The 16,271-nt window shown below is 69.4% G+C and carries 11 protein-coding genes; 5 read left to right on the top strand and 6 right to left on the bottom strand.

Going from position 1 to position 16,271, the window contains the following annotated elements; translation table 11 throughout:
* Positions 1 to 321: 321 nt before the first annotated feature.
* The 6 genes from D8S75_RS13730 to D8S75_RS13705 all read right to left on the bottom strand — a co-directional run bounded on the left by D8S75_RS13730 (position 322) and on the right by D8S75_RS13705 (position 12,099).
* The gene (locus D8S75_RS13730) at positions 322 to 1,788 is read right to left on the bottom strand and encodes an efflux transporter outer membrane subunit (RefSeq protein ID WP_119966912.1); all 1,467 of its coding nucleotides are present in this window, start codon (positions 1,786 to 1,788) and stop codon (positions 322 to 324) included.
* Positions 1,788 to 4,928, bottom strand: coding sequence for an efflux RND transporter permease subunit (locus D8S75_RS13725; RefSeq protein WP_119966911.1), 3,141 nt, complete (start codon positions 4,926 to 4,928; stop codon positions 1,788 to 1,790). Before D8S75_RS13725 ends, D8S75_RS13730 begins: the two co-directional genes overlap by 1 nt.
* Positions 4,929 to 5,753: 825 nt before the next feature.
* Entirely contained in the window at positions 5,754 to 8,870 is a 3,117-nt protein-coding gene (locus D8S75_RS13720) for an MdtB/MuxB family multidrug efflux RND transporter permease subunit (RefSeq protein ID WP_119966910.1), read from the bottom strand.
* A gap of 30 nt (positions 8,871 to 8,900) precedes the next feature.
* Complete coding sequence (locus D8S75_RS13715; RefSeq protein WP_119966909.1) at positions 8,901 to 10,589, bottom strand: MdtA/MuxA family multidrug efflux RND transporter periplasmic adaptor subunit; 1,689 nt, start codon at positions 10,587 to 10,589, stop codon at positions 8,901 to 8,903.
* 118 nt (positions 10,590 to 10,707) lie between these two features.
* Positions 10,708 to 11,340, bottom strand: a complete 633-nt coding sequence (locus D8S75_RS13710; RefSeq protein WP_119966908.1) for a LysE family translocator — start codon at positions 11,338 to 11,340, stop codon at positions 10,708 to 10,710.
* Positions 11,341 to 11,469: 129 nt separating this feature from the next.
* On the bottom strand, positions 11,470 to 12,099 hold the full coding sequence (locus D8S75_RS13705) for an ABC transporter ATP-binding protein (RefSeq protein WP_119966907.1): 630 nt from the start codon (positions 12,097 to 12,099) through the stop codon (positions 11,470 to 11,472).
* 84 nt (positions 12,100 to 12,183) lie between these two features.
* Between D8S75_RS13705 and D8S75_RS13700 the strand changes: the two genes are divergently transcribed.
* From D8S75_RS13700 to D8S75_RS13680, 5 genes are all read left to right on the top strand, one after another.
* A complete protein-coding gene (locus D8S75_RS13700; protein WP_119966906.1) occupies positions 12,184 to 12,552 on the top strand; it encodes a hypothetical protein in 369 nt (122 codons plus the stop codon).
* 141 nt (positions 12,553 to 12,693) lie between these two features.
* The gene (locus tag D8S75_RS13695; RefSeq protein WP_119966905.1) at positions 12,694 to 13,569 is read left to right on the top strand and encodes a branched-chain amino acid ABC transporter permease; all 876 of its coding nucleotides are present in this window, start codon (positions 12,694 to 12,696) and stop codon (positions 13,567 to 13,569) included.
* Between the two features lie 4 nt (positions 13,570 to 13,573).
* On the top strand, positions 13,574 to 14,650 hold the full coding sequence (locus tag D8S75_RS13690) for a branched-chain amino acid ABC transporter permease (protein WP_119966904.1): 1,077 nt from the start codon (positions 13,574 to 13,576) through the stop codon (positions 14,648 to 14,650).
* A 27-nt stretch (positions 14,651 to 14,677) separates the two neighbouring features.
* Positions 14,678 to 15,475, top strand: a complete 798-nt coding sequence (locus tag D8S75_RS13685) for an ABC transporter ATP-binding protein (protein ID WP_119966903.1) — start codon at positions 14,678 to 14,680, stop codon at positions 15,473 to 15,475.
* The gene (locus D8S75_RS13680) at positions 15,472 to 16,269 is read left to right on the top strand and encodes an ABC transporter ATP-binding protein (RefSeq protein ID WP_119966902.1); all 798 of its coding nucleotides are present in this window, start codon (positions 15,472 to 15,474) and stop codon (positions 16,267 to 16,269) included. Before D8S75_RS13685 ends, D8S75_RS13680 begins: the two co-directional genes overlap by 4 nt.
* Positions 16,270 to 16,271 lie beyond the last annotated feature (2 nt).

The raw sequence follows: 16,271 nt of genomic DNA, 5'->3' as shown, positions 1-16,271 counted from the left end.
CTGGAAGTCTCCGTACCAAGCATTCCAGCAGTTCATGCAGGCCATTGCGCAGCGCCAGGGCGCTACCATTCGCTGATTCTCAATGGTGGTGTTGCACTTCAGATTTGAGACCGCCAAGTATAAAAATTCTGCGAAACCCGGCACGCGTCAACTCAGCAAACTATAGCTTGCCAGTAGGCAGAGACCGGGATTTCCAACAGCACGTTTGGGACTGTGGGCCAGCGGGCAGCAAATCAATGGCAGCTTCCGGGTGGCGCTTCTCAACGGTGGCTCAGGGTCGATTTGCGCCAATCAACCTAGCACCGTTACCACTTCCGCTGCCTACACCCCTTCCATCTCCCACCGCCCCGCCAGATTCTTCAGCAGCGCATTCACCGCAACCAACCGCCGGTTCCGCACATCAATCAAACTGCGCCGCGCCGACAGCACCGTCGCCTGCGCGCTCAGCACATTGAGGTAGCCCACCGTCCCGGCGCGGTACTGGTTCGTCACCACGTCCAGCGCGCGCTGCGCGGCGGCCACGGCCTCGGCTTGCAGTTCCTGCTCGCGCTCCAGTGCAGCGGCGGCGGCGAGGCTGTCTTCCACTTCCTGCAGGGCGGTCAGCACGGTCTGGCGGTAGGTGGCAACGGCCTGGTCGTGCGTGGCGCGGGCGGATTCCACGGCGGCGCTGCGGGCGCCGCCGTCGAACAGGGCGGCGGCCAGGGCCGGGCCGAGCGACCAGAAGCGGTGCGGGGCGCTGAGCAGATCGCCGAGCTGCGAGCCCCGGAAGCCCGCCGTGGCCGACAGGGTGATGGCGGGGAAGAAAGCGGCGCGGGCCACGCCGATCTGGGCGTTGGCGGCGGCCACGCGGCGTTCGGCGGCGGCGATGTCGGGGCGGCGCTCCAGCAGGCGCGAGGGCAGTTGCGCGGGCACGGCGGGCGGCGCGGGCAGCGTGGCCGTGGTGCCCAGGCTCACGGCCGCCGGGGCCTGGCCGGTGAGCGCGGCCAGGGCGTGCTCCAGCTGGGCGCGGCTGGTGCGCGCTTCGAGCAGCTGCACCTGGGTGGATTTGTACTGCGCCTCGGCCTGGGCCACGTCGGCTATCGAGACCACGCCCGCGCGCTGGCGATTGCGCGTGAGTTCCCAGCTGCGGTCGTAGGTGGCCAGGGTTTCCTCCAGCAGTTGCTGCTGCGCCTCGGCGGCGCGCAGGGCAAAGTAGGTTTGCGCCACCGTGGCCTGCACCGACAGGCGCATGGCGGCCAGGTCGTCGGCGCTGGCCTGGGCGTTGGCGCGCGCGGCGTCCACGCCGCCCGACAGGCGCCCCCACAGGTCCAGCTCCCAGCCGGCGCTCAAGCCCAGCGCGTGGCTGCTGGTGGTGCGCGCCGTGGTGCTGCCGTCCTGGGCGATGCTGCCGCTGCGCGCGCGGCTGCTGCTGGCGTTGGCACCCAGGCTGGGCAGGGTGGCGGTGCTGGCGCCGTCCACGGCCGCGCGGGCGGCGCGCAGGCGGGCCACGGCCAGGGCCACGTTCTGGTTGCCGCTGGCGGCGCGCTCCTGCAGGGCGTCGAGCGCGGGGTCGGCGAACAGGGTCCACCAGGCGTCGGGCACGCTGTCTTGCGGCTGGGCGGTTTGCCACATGGCGCTGCCGGGCGCGCCCTCCTTGTAAGCGGCGGGCACGTCCATGGCGGGGCGCTCGTGCGGCGGCTGCAGGCTGCCGCACGCGGCCAGTAGCGCCACATTTGCAAGCAAAATCGGCCTAAAGCCCTTATGGAAAAAGCGCGAGCAGCTATCAAAACAGGAGTATTCAAAAGGCATCAGGTATCTCCTTGCAGCGCGGGCGCCGGGGCGTGCGCCAGGCGGCGGCGCGCCGTGGCGCGTTGCACGCGGGCGCGCAGGCGGTCGAGGGCCACGTACACCACGGGCGTGGTGTAGAGCGTGAGCCATTGGCTCACCAGCAGGCCGCCGACGATGGCGATGCCCAGCGGCTGGCGCAGCTCGGCGCCGTCGCCCCGGCCCAGGGCCAGGGGCAGCGCGCCGAAGATGGCGGCCATGGTGGTCATGAGGATGGGGCGCAGGCGCAGGTGGCAGGCGCGGTAGATGGCCTGAGCGGCGCTCACCGGCCCCTTGCGTTGCCGCGCCAGGGCGAAGTCGATCATCATGATGGCGTTCTTCTTCACGATGCCGATGAGCAGGATGACGCCGATGAACGCGATGAGCGAGAACTCGGTCTTGAACAGCATCAGCGCCAGCAGCGCGCCCACGCCGGCCGAGGGCAGCGTGGAGAGGATGGTGATGGGGTGCACCAGGCTTTCGTACAGCATGCCCAGCACGAGGTAGATGGTGAGGATGGCGGCCAAAATCAGCAGCGGCTGCCCGGCCAGCGCCTGCTGGAAGGCCCCGGCCGTGCCGCTGAAGGTGCCCCGGATGGACACGGGCACGCCCAGTTCGGCCACGGCGTTGTTCACCGCCTCGGTGGCCTGCGAGAGCGAGACACCCTGCGCCAGGCTGAAGCTGATGCTGCTGGCCGGCGTGCCGCGTTCGTGGCTGACCGACAGCGGTGTGTTGGTGGTGGTGATGCGCGCGAACGCCGTGAGCGGAATCTGCTGCCCCTGGGCGTTGACGAAGAAGAAGCCGCGCAGCGTCTCGGGGCTTTGCAGGTAGCGCGGCGCGGCCTCCATGACCACGCGGTACTGGTTGAGCGGGTTGTAGATCACGCCCACCTGGCGCTGGCCGAAGGCGTCGTTGAGCGTGGCGTCGATCTGCGCCATGGCGAGGCCCAGGCGCGTGGCGGCGTCGCGGTCGATGACCAGCGTGGTCTGCAGGCCGTAGTCCTGCACGTCGCTGTTCACGTCTTCCAGCTCGGGCAACTGGCTCAGCGCCTGGCGGATGCGCGGCTCCCAGGTGCGCAGCTCGGCAATGTCGTCGGCCTGCAGGGTGTAGTCGAACGAGGCGCTGCTCTGGCGCCCGCCGATGCGCACGTCGCGCTGGGGCGTCATGAACAGGCGCGCGCCCGGCTCGTTCTTAAGCTGCTCGCGCAGCCGCGCGATGACCTTCTCGGACGGCTCCTGCCCCGGGCCGCGCTTGAGCGTCATGAACATCTGCGCGGCGTTGCGCTGCCAGCCGCCGGTGAAGCCGGTCACATGCTCCACGGCCGGGTCCGCCTGCACGATGGCCAGGAAGCGCTTCAGCCGCTGCTCCATGGCCTGGAACGAGGTGGCCTGGTCGGCCCGGATGAAGCCCGAGATGCGGCCGGTGTCCTGCTCGGGCATGAAACCCTTGTCGATGGCGGTGTAGAGGGTCACGTTGCAACCCACCACGCCCGCCAGCGCCAGCAGCAGCACGGGCTGGTGGCGCAGGCACCAGGCCAGGCTGCGCCGGTAGCCGCGCAGGCCGCGCGCGGCCAGCCGGTCGAACCAGCGGTTCACCCGGTGCAGCAGCCGCGCCCACGGCAAGCCGCCGGCCTGCGCCGCCGGCCCATGGGTTTTCAGCAGCGCCGCGCACATCATGGGCGTGGTGGTGAGCGAGACCACCATGGACACCAGGATGGCCGAGGACATGACGACGGCGAACTCGCGGAAGAACCGCCCCACGATGCCGCCCATGAACAGGATGGGCACGAACACGGCGATGAGCGACAGGCTCATGGACACCACGGTGAAGCCGATCTCGCGCGCGCCGTCGAGCGCGGCGCGCAGGGCCGTTTTGCCGCGCTCCATGTGGCGCATGATGTTCTCCAGCACCACGATGGCGTCGTCCACCACGAAGCCCGTGGCCACGGTGAGCGCCATGAGCGAGAGGTTGTCGAGCGTGTAGCCCGCCAGGTACATCACGCCGAAGGTGCCCGCCAGCGACACCGGCACCGCCACGCTGGGAATGAGCGTGGCGCGCGCGTTGCGCAGGAACAGGAACACCACCAGGATCACCAGCGCCACGGCGACGAGGAGCGCGCGCTCCACCTCGCGCACCGAGGCGCGCAGCGTGGGCGTGCGGTCGGAGACGATCTCGACGTCGATGGCAGGCGGAATGGACGCCTGGAGCTGCGGCAGCAGCGCGCGCACCCGGTCCACGGCCTCGATGATGTTGGCGCCCGGCTGCTTGTAGACCTGCAGCAGGATGGCGGGCTTGCCATTGGCCACGCCGTAGTTGCGCACGTCCTGCACCGAATCGACCACCTCGGCCACGTCCTGTAGGCGCACGGCGTTGCCGTTCTTCCAGCGCAGCACCAGCGGCGCGTAGTCGGCGGCCACGCGCGCCTGGTCGTTGGCGGCGATCTGCCAGTAGTGCTGATCGCGCTCCACGGCGCCCAGCGGCCGGTTGGCGTTGGTGCTGGTGATGGCCGCGCGCACCTGCTCCAGCGAGATGCCGTGGCTGGCCAGGCGCACCGGGTCCAGCTCCACCCGCACGGCGGGCAGCGCGCCGCCGCTCACCGTGGCCTGGCCCACGCCCTCGACCTGCGAGAGCTTTTGCGCCAGCACGGTGGAGGCGGCGTCGTACATCTGCCCGCGCGTGAGCCGGTCGGAGGTGAGCGCCAGGATCATGATGGGCGCGTCGGCCGGGTTGACCTTGCGGTAGGTCGGGTTGCTGGGCATGCCCGTGGGCAGCAGCGTGCGCGCGGCGTTGATGGCGGCCTGCACGTCGCGCGCGGCGCTGTCCACGTCGCGGCTCAGGTCGAACTGCAGCGTGATGGAGGTGCTGCCCAGGATGGAGCGCGAGGTGATCTCGTTGACGCCCGCGATGGCGCCGAGCGAGCGCTCCAGCGGCGTGGCCACGGTGGCGGCCATGGTGTCGGGGCTGGCGCCGGGCAGGCTGGCGCTGACGGAGATGGTGGGGTAGTCCACCTGCGGCAGCGGGGCCACGGGCAGCAGGAAGTACGACACCGCGCCGGCCAGGGCCAGGCCCAGGGTGAGGAGCATGGTGCCGATGGGGCGGTGGATGAAGGGGGTGGAGAGGCTCATTTTTCGCCTCTTTTGATATGTTTTTGGGGTCTAGCGCTTATGGGTGTTGCGCTGGTAGCTATCATTTTTGATAGCGTGCTTTGTTGGAGGGGAGAGGCCGGGATGTGCCCCCGGCAGGGCAGTAACTTTCTTTTGCTTCGCCAAAAGAAAGTCACCAAAGAAAAGGCGCCCCCCAGTCTGCGACCCCTGCGCTGCGCTCCGGGGCAAACCTGCGGCGGTGCGCTTGCGGGGTGCGCCGTGGAACTCGCTACGCGCTGGCGCGCTGCGCTCGAACAACCACGGCGAGTCAGTTCACGAAGCATGCGCGCTCCGACGCGCATGCCCACCCCACAACCGCCCCGCCGCAGGCGCAGCCAGCAGGGGGTGGACAGCCGAGCAGCCCCACGGGCCATCGCTACGCTCGGCCCGGTCTCGCGGGCGCACGCGCCTCGCGCTGCGAAAGCCAGGCCGAGCGCAGCGATGGCCCGTATGGCTGTCCGATCCCCGGGTTCCCTTCTGTGCGTGCCGAGAAGCGCAGGGCGCGGGGTGGCGGGTGTGCCGAAGGACACACCCGCTTCGTGAACTGACTCGCCGCGTTTGTTCGAACGGAGCTGCGCAGCAGCGCAGTGAGTTACGCGGCGCACCCCGCGCATGAGCATCGCAGGTTGCCCGCAGCGAAGCGGAGGGACACGCACAGCAGGGTCGCCTTTCTTTTGCTTACTTTTCTTTGGCGAAGCAAAGAAAAGTGAGTCGCCCGCCGGGGCGACATCCCGGCCTCTGCTCTCCGCAAAAGCACGAGAGCATGCTTCCAAAAACATAGCTGCCAGCGCGCATAAAACAAGCGCTTCAGGCACTTTTCACCTCAACCCGCCGATCCCGCCACCGCTGCGCCCACCCCTCGAACGTGAGGTAGATCACCGGCGTGGTGAACAGCGTGAGCAACTGGCTCAGGATCAGCCCGCCCACCATCGTCACCCCCAGCGGATGCCGCAGCTCGCTGCCCACCCCCGTGCCCACCATCATCGGCAGCGCCCCCAGCAATGCCGCCAGCGTGGTCATCAAGATCGGCCGGAACCGCAGCAGGCAGGCCTGGAAGATGGCGTCGCGCGCGCTCAGGCCCTCCTCGCGCTGCGCTTCGAGCGCAAAGTCGATCATCATGATCGCGTTCTTCTTCACGATGCCGATCAAGAGCACGATGCCGATGATGGCGATGATGTCCAGGTCCAGCCCCGCCGCCATCAGCGCCAGCAGCGCGCCCACGCCCGCCGACGGCAGCGTGGAGAGGATGGTGACCGGGTGCACCGTGCTCTCGTAGAGCACGCCCAGCACGATGTACATCGTCACCACCGCCGCCAGGATCAGCAGCAGCGTGGACGGCAGCGACGCCTGGAACGCCAGCGCCGCGCCCTGGAAGCGGGTGTCCACCGACAGCGGCAGCAGCCCCTCGGCCTGTGCGGCGGCCTTTTCGCGCTCGATGGCGGCCACGGCGTCGCCCAGCGAGACGCCCGGCGCGGTGTTGAACGAAATCGTGGCGGCCGGCAACTGGCCCACGTGGTTGACCACCAGGGGCATGCTGCGCTCCTCGATGCGCGCCACCGACGACAGCGGCACGGGCGCGCCGGCGCTTGACGGCACATGGATGCTCTGCAGCGCCTCGGGGCCGATCTTGAACTGCGGCGCCACCTCCAGCACCACGCGGTACTGGTTGGACTGGGTGAAGATGGTGGAGATGAGCCGCTGGCCGAAGGCGTTGTAGAGCGCGGTGTCGATGCCCGCCACCGTCACGCCCAGGCGGCTGGCCTGGGCGCGGTCGATCTGCACATAGGCCTGCTTGCCCTGGTCCTGCAGGTCGCTGGCCACGTCGGTCAGGCCGGGCAGCGCGCGCAGGCGCTGCAGCAGCGCGGCGGTGCTCTGGTAGAGCTGCTGCGTGTCGGGCGAGGACAGCAGCCACTGGTACTGCGTGCGCGCCACGCGGTCCTCGATGGTGAGGTCCTGCACCGGCTGGATGAACAGGCGGATGCCGGGCAGGTCGTGCACGCGCTCCAACAGCCGCTGCTGCACCACGGCGGCTTTGTCGCGCTGCGCGTGGGGCTGCAGGTCGATGAGCAGGCGCCCGGTATTCAGCGTGGTGTTGGCGCCGTCCACGCCGATGAAGGACGAGACGCTGCGCACGGCCGGGTCCTGCAGCAGGCGCTCGGCCACGGCCTGCTGGCGTTCGGCCATGCCGGCGAAGGAGATGGCCTGGTCGGCCTCGGTGGTGGCCTGCAGCGTGCCCGTGTCCTGCACCGGGAAGAAGCCCTTGGGAATGAACAGGTAGAGCAGTACGGTGAGCGCCAGCGTGGCCAGGAACACCACCCAGGTCCAGCCCCGGTGGTTCAGCACCCAGGCCAGCATGCGGCCATAGCCGGCGATGGTGCGCTCGAAGAAGCGGCCCGTGGCCTGGTACAGGCGGCCATGGCTTTCCTCGGGCGTGTGGCGCAGCAGCCGCGCGCACAGCATGGGCGTGAGCGTGAGCGAGACCACGGCCGAGATCAGGATGGCCACGGCCATGGTGATGGCGAACTCGTGGAACAGCCGACCCACCACGTCGCCCATGAACAGCAGCGGGATCAGCACCGCGATCAGCGAGATGGTGAGCGAGATGATGGTGAAGCCGATCTGCTTGGACCCGGCCAGCGCGGCCTGCAACGGTGGCTCGCCCTTCTCGACGTAGCGGGCGATGTTCTCGATCATCACGATGGCGTCGTCCACCACGAAGCCGGTGGAGATGGTCAGCGCCATCAGTGTGAGGTTGTTCACCGAGAAGCCCGCGAGGTACATCACGCCGCAGGTGCCGATGAGCGACAGCGGCACCGCCACGCTGGGGATGAGCGTGGCCGAGGGGCTGCGCAGAAAAACGAAGATCACGGCCACCACCAGCAGCACGGCCAGGCCCAGCTCCACCTGCATGTCGCGCACCGAGGCGCGCACGGTGACCGTTCGGTCGGTGAGCACCTGCACGTCGAGCGAGGCGGGCAGCGTGCTCTGCAGTTGCGGCAGCAGGGCCTTGATGCGGTCCACCGTGTCGATCACGTTGGCGCCGGGCTGGCGGCGGATGTTCAGGATCACGCCGGGCTTGGCGCCAGTGCCGGGCGCGCCGGCCCAGGCAGCCAGGCGCATGTTCTCGGCCTCGTCCACCGTCTGCGCCACGTCCTTGAGGCGCACGGGCGCGCCATTCTTGAAGGCGAGGATGAGGTCGCGGTACTCGGCGGCGGACTGGAGCTGGTCGTTGGCGTCGATGGTGGAGGCGCGCGCGGGGCCGTCGAAGCCGCCCTTGGCCTGCTTGACGTTGGCCGCCGCGATGGCGGCGCGCACGTCTTCGAGCGTCATGCCCAATTGCGCCAGCGCCGTGGGGTTGGCCTGGATGCGCACCGCCGGCCGGCGCCCGCCGACGATGGCCACCAGCCCCACGCCCTGCACCTGCGAGAGCTTGGGTGCGAGGCGGTTCTCCACCAGGTCATTGACGCGGATGACCGGCAGCGAGGGCGAGGTGATGGCCAGCGTGAGGATGGGCGCGTCCGCCGGGTTGACCTTGCTGTAGATCGGCGGCATGGGCAGGTCGTTCGGCAGCAGGTTGCCGCCGGCGTTGATGGCCGCCTGCACCTGCTGCTCGGCCACGTCGAGGTGCATGTCGAGCGCGAAGCGCAGCGTGATGACCGAGGCCCCGCCCGAGCTGGTGGACGACATCTGCGCCAGGCCCGGCATCTGGCCGAACTGGCGCTCCAGCGGCGCGGTGACGTTGGAGGTCATCACGTCGGGGCTGGCGCCCGGGTAGAGCGTGGTGACCTGGATCGTGGGGTAGTCGACCTCGGGCAGGGCCGAGGTGGGCAGCAGCCGGTAGGCCATCAGGCCCGCGATCAGGATGGCCACCATCAGCAGGGACGTGGCGATGGGGCGCAGGATGAAGATGCGCGAAAGGTTCATGGCGGCCTTGCCCGTGGGGTCGCTAAAGCGTCAGCGCGAGGCCGGCGCGGAGGCACCGGCGGCGCGCTGCTCGGCCATGCGCGCGCGGATGAAGGCGCGCCGCTCTTCGGGCGGCATGGCGGCAAGCTTCTCGCGCTCCTGCGCGGGCATCTGGCGCAGGAAGTCACGCACCTCGGGCGGCAGGCTGGCGGCCTGCGCGGGCGCGGCGCCGTCGGCCGGTGCAGGCACGCTGGCCGGCGCGCGGCGCGCGGGCTCCGAGGCCCCACCGCGCGCCGCTGGCGCGGCCGGTGCGGCCGATGTGGACGCGGCGAAGGCCGGCGCGGCGGGCGCTCCGGCGGCATCGCCCTGCTGCGCGCGGCGCGCGCGGATGAAGGCACGCCGCTCCTCGGGCGACATGGCGGCGAGCTTGTCGCGCTCTTCCTGCGTGAGGCTGCGCAGGAAGGCGGCGCGCCGGCCACCGTTCTCCTGCGCGGCCTCGTCGGCGCGCGCGGCGGCGCCCGCGTCGATAACGGCCACCTTGGCGCCCTCGCGCAGGCGGTCGATGCCGTCGGTGACGACCTGGTCGCCCTCCCGCAGCTCGCCCTCCACGCTCACGCGATCGCCATCGGCCACGCCCACGCGGATGCGCCGCTGTGTCACGGTGCCGTCCTGCTGCACGAGGTACACATAGTTGTTCTGCACCGCCGTGGCGGGCACGGTGAGCACGCCTTCAAGCAGGTTCACCTGCAGCTTGACGTTCACGAACTGGTTGGGGAACAGGGCGCCGTCGTCGTTGGCGAAGGCCGCCTTGACCTTCACGGTGCCGGTGGTGGTGTCGATGGCGTTGTCGAGCGCGGCCAGGCGCCCGCGCGCCAGCAGGCGCTTTTGCTCGCGGTCCCACAGCTCCACGGGCATGCGCGCGCCCTCGCCCAGGCGCTGGTTGATCTGCGCGAGGTGCACCTCGGGCACGGCGAAGGCGGCGTCGATGGGCCGGACCTGGTTGATGCTGACGATGCCGTTGGCGTCCGTCGGGCCGACCACGTTGCCCCGGTCGGCCTGGCGCAGGCCCAGGCGGCCGGCGAACGGCGCGGTGACCTTGGTGTAGCCCAGCTGCAGGCGCGCCGCGTCCACCTGCGCCTGCCCCGCCGCCACGGTGCCTTCGAGCTGGCGCACCAGGGCGGCCTGCGTGTCCACCTGCTGGCTGGCGATGGAATCCGTGGTCAGCAGCTCCTGGTAGCGCGCCAGGTCGAGCCGGGCATTCTTGAGCAGGGCCTGGTCGCGCTGCAGCGTGCCCTGCGCCTGGCCCAGCGCGGCCTGGAAGCTGCGCGGGTCGATCTCGGCCAGCAGCTGGCCGGCCTGCACCTCGTCGCCCTCCTTGAAGCGCAGCGCCATCAGCTCGCCGCTGACGCGCGCGCGCACCACGGCCGTGGCGCGGGCGCTCATGGTGCCGATGGCGCTGACAAGCACGCGCATGTCCCGGCGCTGCACCTCGCCCACCGAGACGGGCTGCACCTGGCCGCCGCCAAAGCGCCCCGGCCCGCCGGCCTTGCGCCCGTTCGCCGCCGGTGCGCCAGGGGCTGCCGTGGAGGCTGCATCGCCGGCCTGGCGTTGCTTCCACCACCAGCCGCCCGCGCCCGCCAGCGCCACGGCCAGCAGCAGGCCGGCGATCCACCATCGCGCGCGCCCCGCCTGGTGCGATGCGGGCCGGCGGCGCCGGTGGATCAGTGGGGAAGAACGCATGGTGAAAGCACAGCGGAGTGGAGCCAGCGCGTATGGTAGCCAGCCCCCGCGCCACCCCGCCCTTCGCAGGGGCGGGTTTTACCTTGGCTTTACCGAAGCAGCGGCGGTGCGGGCCCGTTCAGCGGTGGGTGGCCAGCAGCAGGCCGCCCGCGCCCATGAAGAAGCCGCCCGTGGCCTTGTTCAGACGCACCACGCCGCGCGAGGTGCGCACGAAGCGGCGGATCTGGCGCCCGCAGGTGGCATAGACCGCCGTGGAGACGAATTCGCCCGCGAGGTAGATGGAGCCGAGCACCAGGAACTGCCGCGCGGCTGGCTGCGCCGGGTCGATGAACTGCGGGAAGATGGCCGCGAACAGGATGATGGCCTTGGGGTTGGTGATGCCGAGCAGGAATTCCTGCGCGATCAGCGCGCGCAGGTTCACGGACCCGCTGGGCATGGGTGCATCGCCGGCGTCGTCGAGCGCCAACCCGCTGAAGTCGCGGCTGCGCCAGGCACGCCAGCCCAGCCAGAACAGGTAGCACGCGCCCACCCATTTCACGGCGGTGAACGCTGCCTCGGAGGCCAGCAGCATGGCGCCCAGGCCCACGGCCGAGATGGCGAGGAAGATCGCGAACGCCGCCACGCGCCCGAGCGTGGCCACCATCGCGGCCCCCACCCCGGCGCGGATGCCGTTGTTCAGGCCGCAGAAGTTGTTGGGGCCGGGCGTGAGCGAGATGGCGACGGCCACTGGCACGAAAAGAAGGGCATCCATGGCGGGACTCGTGGGGTGGTGAAAGGTGCGGCGAGCGGCCAGTCTACCCAGGAAGCAAAAGCGCGGCAGATTGGTGGACTTTCCCGGCACGGTGCACCGCGCAAGGGCCGTACCGCCGCAGGGAATGTTTCACGCGTCAGGCAATTCGAGCACCTGGGCCCAGGGCACGCCCGGCAGAGCTTCGTAGTGGGCCACCACCAGGGCACGCGGCTCTTGCGCATGGTGGGCCAGCGCCTGCTGCAGGTAGAGCACCGAGGGGCGGTCGAGCCCGCCCACGGGTTCATCGATGAGCGTGAGCGCCGCGCCCGAGGCCAGGGCCGCCGCCATCAGCGCCTTGCGCCGGCTGCCGGTGGACAGCATGTAGAAGCCCTTGTCCAGGTGCGGCTCCAGGCCGAAGCCCCGCACATGGCCGTCCAGGGCCTGCGCGTCCCATGCGGGGTACAGCGCGGGCAGCGACCGCAGCCAGTCCCGCACCGTGAGCGGGTCGATGGCATCCGAGCGCGGGTCTTCCCAGAACACCTGGCCGCGGTAGGCCTGCGGCGCATCGGCCAGCACCGCGCCGCGCAGCGCCAGGCGCCCGCCATCGACTGGCAGGGCGCCCGCCAGCAGGCGCAGCAGCGTGGTCTTGCCGCTGCTCTCGCCGCCCAGCACCAGCGTGGCGCCCCCACCCAGGCGGGCCGACCAGCCGGCGAACAGCGGGCGCTGCGGGTACGCGAAACACAGGCCGTCGACCTGCAGGAGCGTTGCCATTTCGTTCATGTGTCCTCTCTTTTCCTGGCTTGTTCCGGGCCGGCGCGCGGTGCCCGACAATGCGGCCTTGCCGCCTTGCACCACCCCACCGCCATGACCCTGCAATACCTCGATTTTGACTACAGCGAAGACGAAGAGGGAACGGGCACCTGGGATGCCATGGCCTCGGTCGCGCCCGGGCACCTGCCGGCGCTGCTGGCCGAACTGGAGCAAGTGCTCGCCTGGGCGCACCAGGCCTTTGCCGGGCGGCGCGGCCCCATCGACGAGGGCCATGCCTGGGACTACGACCTGCAGGCGCTGCACGAGGGCGCGGCGCCCGACCAATGGCATTACGACGAGGCCACGCGCCGCCTTGCGCGGCAGCCGGGCGAGGCAGGCCAGACGCGCCATACCGTGACCTTGTCGCTCAGCGGTACGCAAGCCTTCGGCGCGGCCCTGCGCGAGCGCTTCGGCATCGACTGACGCCGCCGACGCTCCGCGCACGGGCGCCGTGCGCCGCTGTCTCGCGCGGGACAGGGGTTTACATCACCGCCGGAAAACCCTTAGCGACAAGCCCCGGGTGCACCGCTATAAACCGGACACCAACAACCGGGAGACGGCAACGTGCAGTTTTTGCAGCTGGTCATCAGCGGCGTGTCGCAGGGGTGTATCTACGGCCTCATCGCGCTGGGCTTCGTGCTGATCTACAAGGGCACAGAGACCGTGAGTTTCGCCCAGGGCGAGCTGATGATGCTGGGCGCCTTCATGGGCTTGGCCTGCATGACGCTCATGGGTTTCCCGTTCTGGCTGGCGGTGCTCAGCGCCATCGCGGGCATGGCGCTTTTCGGCATGGTGATCGAGCGCGCCATCGTGCGCCCCATCCTCGGGCAACCGGCCTTCTCCATCGTGATGCTGACCATCGGCGTGGGCTACACGGCGCGCGGCATCATCACCATGATCCCCGGCATCGGCACCGAGACCTATGTGCTGCCCGTGCCCTACAAGGACGAGATCTGGACCCTCGGCGCGCTGGTGGTCAACGTCGAGCAGGTGGCCATCATCGCCGCCACCGCCGTGCTGTGCCTGCTGCTGTTCGTGCTGTTCAAGTACAGCAAGCTGGGCATCGCCATGCAGGCCTCTTCGCAGAACCAGCTCGCGGCCTACTACATGGGCATTCCGGTGCAACGCCTCAACGGCCTGGTGTGGGCGCTGGCGGCTGCCGTGGCGGCCATCGCCGGGTTGCTGCTCGCGCCCATCACCTTCGTGCACGCCAACATGGGCTTCATCGGGCTCAAGGCCTTTCCGGCGGCCGTGGTGGGCGGCTTCAGCAGCCTGCCGGGCGCCATCGTGGGCGGGCTGGTGATCGGGCTGGTCGAATCGTTCTCGGGCTTTTATCTGCCCGATGGCTTCAAGGACGTGGCGGCCTACGTGGTGGTGCTGATCATGCTGATGGTCAAGCCCAGCGGGCTCTTCGGCGAAAAGTTGCGCAAGAAAGTCTGACCGCATGCGTTTCATCTTCAAGACCGATTACCGCCAGGACATCCGCCTGGCCAAGCACCCCGGCCATGTGTTCTGGTATGGCGCCCTGGTGCTGGCCCTGTTGGCCGCGCCCTGGCTGCTGGCCGAGTATTGGCTGGCGCAACTCACCTTCGTGCTCATCTACGCCATCGCCGGCCTGGGGCTGATGCTGCTGGCGGGCTTCACCGGGCTGTTCTCGCTCGGGCATGCCGCCTTCCTCGGCGTGGGCGCCTATGCGCAGGCGGTGCTCACCAACGCGGGCTGGCCCTTCCCCCTGGCACTGGCCTGCGCCGCCGGGCTCTCGGCCGCGATGGGCCTGGTGGTGGGGCTGCCGGCGCTGCGCGTCAAGGGCATCTACCTGGGCATGGCCACGCTGTCGTTCGGCTTCATCATCGAGGAAGTGTTCGCGCGCTGGGAATCGGTCACGGGCGGCAACGCGGGCATGCACATCAAGGCGCCTTCGATGTTCGGCTGGACGGTCGCCAGCGGCGAGGCCTTCTACTTCCTGTGCCTGGCCATCACGGTGGCGGCGACGCTGGGCCTGCTCAACCTGCTGCGCGCGCCCACGGGGCGGGCCTTCGTCGCCATCCGCGACTCGGAGATCTCGGCCCAGAGCATGGGCATCCACCTGGCACGCTACAAGACGCTGTCGTTCGCGTTGTCGGCGGCGCTGGCCGGCATCGCCGGTGCGCTGTACGCGCACAAGCTGCAGTTCATCTCGCCCGACCAGTTCAACATCCTGCAGTCCATCGACCTGCTGCTGATGATCGTGATCGGCGGCCTGGGTTCGGTGCATGGCGTGTTCCTCGGCGCCCTCTTCCTCATCACCATGCCGCAGGCCATCAGCCTGGTGAAGGACCACCTGCCCGCCGCCATCGGCCAGGCGCCGGGCCTGCAGGCCGCCGTGTACGGCATGGTGCTGATCGCCTTCGTGCTGTTCGAGCCCATGGGGTTGTATGGCCGCTGGCTCAAGATCCGGACCTGGCTGCAGCTTTTCCCGTTCTACCGCAAGGGCATGTTCAAGCGGCAGAAGTCGTTCCAGAAATCGGACCGCTTGAAATGAAGCGCCACCCCGCGAGGAATCCCTGACATGAGCGATATCCTGCTCTCGGCCCGCAACCTCAGCGTGCGCTTCGGCGGCGTGCTGGCCGTCAACAACGTGAGCTTCGATGTGCGCAAGGGCGAGGTGTTCACGCTCATCGGGCCCAACGGTGCCGGCAAGACCACGGTGTTCAACCTCATCAGCCGGATCTACACGCCCACCACGGGCGAGATCGACTACCAGGGCCAAAGGCTCACCGCCCAGCCGCCGCATGCCATCGCCCGCCTGGGCATCGCGCGCACCTTCCAGAACATCGAGCTGTTCGAGCACGCCACGGTGCTGCACAACCTGCTGATCGGCCGGCACACGCACCGCCGCACGGGCTTGCTGCATGACCTGTTCTTCACCGCCACCGCGCGCGAGGCCGAACTGCAGGCCCGGCTGAAGGCCGAGGAGGTCATCGACCTGCTGCACCTGCAGCACTACCGCGACACCCTGGTGGCGGGCCTGCCCTATGGCGTGCGCAAGGTGGTGGAACTGGCGCGCGCGCTGTGCACCGAACCCCAGCTGCTGCTGCTCGACGAGCCTTCATCGGGCCTCAACGTGGAGGAGACCGACGACATGGCGTTCTGGATCCAGGACATCCAGCAGGAGCTGGGCATCACGGTGCTGATGGTGGAGCACGACATGTCGCTGGTGTCCAAGGTCTCGGACCGCGTGCTCGCGATGAACCAGGGCGAGGTGCTGGCCATGGGCACGCCGCGCGAGGTGCAGACCGACCCCGCCGTGATCGAGGCCTACCTGGGCACGGTGGACGATGTTTCTTCGCTGCGGAGGGCCGCATGAGCGCCATCACCCCCGTCACCGACAACCCGCCCGTGCTCAGGCTGCTCAACGTCGAGAGCGCCTACGGCCCGATCAAGGCGATCCGAGGCGTGAGCCTGCAGGTACGCAAGGGCGAGATCGCCACGGTGCTCGGCTCGAACGGCGCGGGAAAGTCCACTATTCTCAAAACCATCTCGGGCATCCTCGACCCGCGCAAGGGCTCGGTGGAGTTCAAGGGCCAGGACATCACGGCCCGCGACCCCGCCTTCATCGTGCAGCAAGGCCTGCTGCACGTGCCCGAGGGGCGCGAGGTGTTCCCGCTGCTCTCGGTGCGCGACAACCTGCTGATGGGCGCCTACACGCGCAAGGACCGCGACGGCGTGGCGCGCGACATGGAGATGGTGTTTGGCTACTTCCCCATCCTCAAGGAGCGCGCGCTGCAGGATGCGGGCCTGCTGTCGGGCGGGCAGCAGCAGATGCTGGCCATTTCGCGCGCGCTGATGGCCAACCCCGACCTGATCCTGCTCGACGAGCCCAGCCTGGGTCTGAGTCCGAAGCTCACCAAGGAGATCTTCGAGATCGTGGTGCGCATCAACCGCGAACGCGGCACCACCATCCTGCTGGTGGAGCAGAACGCCAACATGGCTCTCAACGCCTCGGACTACGGCTACGTGCTGGAGAACGGCCGCATCGTGATGGAAGACACCTGCGCTCGGCTGCGCGAGAAGGAGGACATCAAGGAGTTCTATCTCGGCATGAAGGAAACCGGCGTGCGCGGCGAGCGGCGCTGGAAGAAAAAGAAAACCTGGCGGTGACA

It is taken from the genome of Simplicispira lacusdiani (assembly GCF_003604195.1).
In the GTDB taxonomy this organism is placed as follows: Bacteria; Pseudomonadota; Gammaproteobacteria; order Burkholderiales; family Burkholderiaceae_C; genus Simplicispira; species Simplicispira lacusdiani.
The sequence above is the reverse complement of the archived record's forward strand: the minus strand, read 5'-3'. Positions and strand labels throughout refer to the sequence as shown.

Excerpts from the sequence above, each read along its gene's own strand:
- D8S75_RS13730 (WP_119966912.1), bottom strand. The coding sequence starts at position 1,788 with ATGCCTTTTGAATACTCCTGTTTTGATAGCTGCTCGCGCTTTTTCCAT.
- D8S75_RS13725 (WP_119966911.1), bottom strand. The coding sequence starts at position 4,928 with ATGAGCCTCTCCACCCCCTTCATCCACCGCCCCATCGGCACCATGCTC.
- D8S75_RS13720 (WP_119966910.1), bottom strand. The coding sequence starts at position 8,870 with ATGAACCTTTCGCGCATCTTCATCCTGCGCCCCATCGCCACGTCCCTG.
- D8S75_RS13715 (WP_119966909.1), bottom strand. The coding sequence starts at position 10,589 with ATGCGTTCTTCCCCACTGATCCACCGGCGCCGCCGGCCCGCATCGCAC.
- D8S75_RS13710 (WP_119966908.1), bottom strand. The coding sequence starts at position 11,340 with ATGGATGCCCTTCTTTTCGTGCCAGTGGCCGTCGCCATCTCGCTCACG.
- D8S75_RS13705 (WP_119966907.1), bottom strand. The coding sequence starts at position 12,099 with ATGAACGAAATGGCAACGCTCCTGCAGGTCGACGGCCTGTGTTTCGCG.
- D8S75_RS13700 (WP_119966906.1), top strand. The coding sequence starts at position 12,184 with ATGACCCTGCAATACCTCGATTTTGACTACAGCGAAGACGAAGAGGGA.
- D8S75_RS13690 (WP_119966904.1), top strand. The coding sequence starts at position 13,574 with ATGCGTTTCATCTTCAAGACCGATTACCGCCAGGACATCCGCCTGGCC.
- D8S75_RS13685 (WP_119966903.1), top strand. The coding sequence starts at position 14,678 with ATGAGCGATATCCTGCTCTCGGCCCGCAACCTCAGCGTGCGCTTCGGC.
- D8S75_RS13680 (WP_119966902.1), top strand. The coding sequence starts at position 15,472 with ATGAGCGCCATCACCCCCGTCACCGACAACCCGCCCGTGCTCAGGCTG.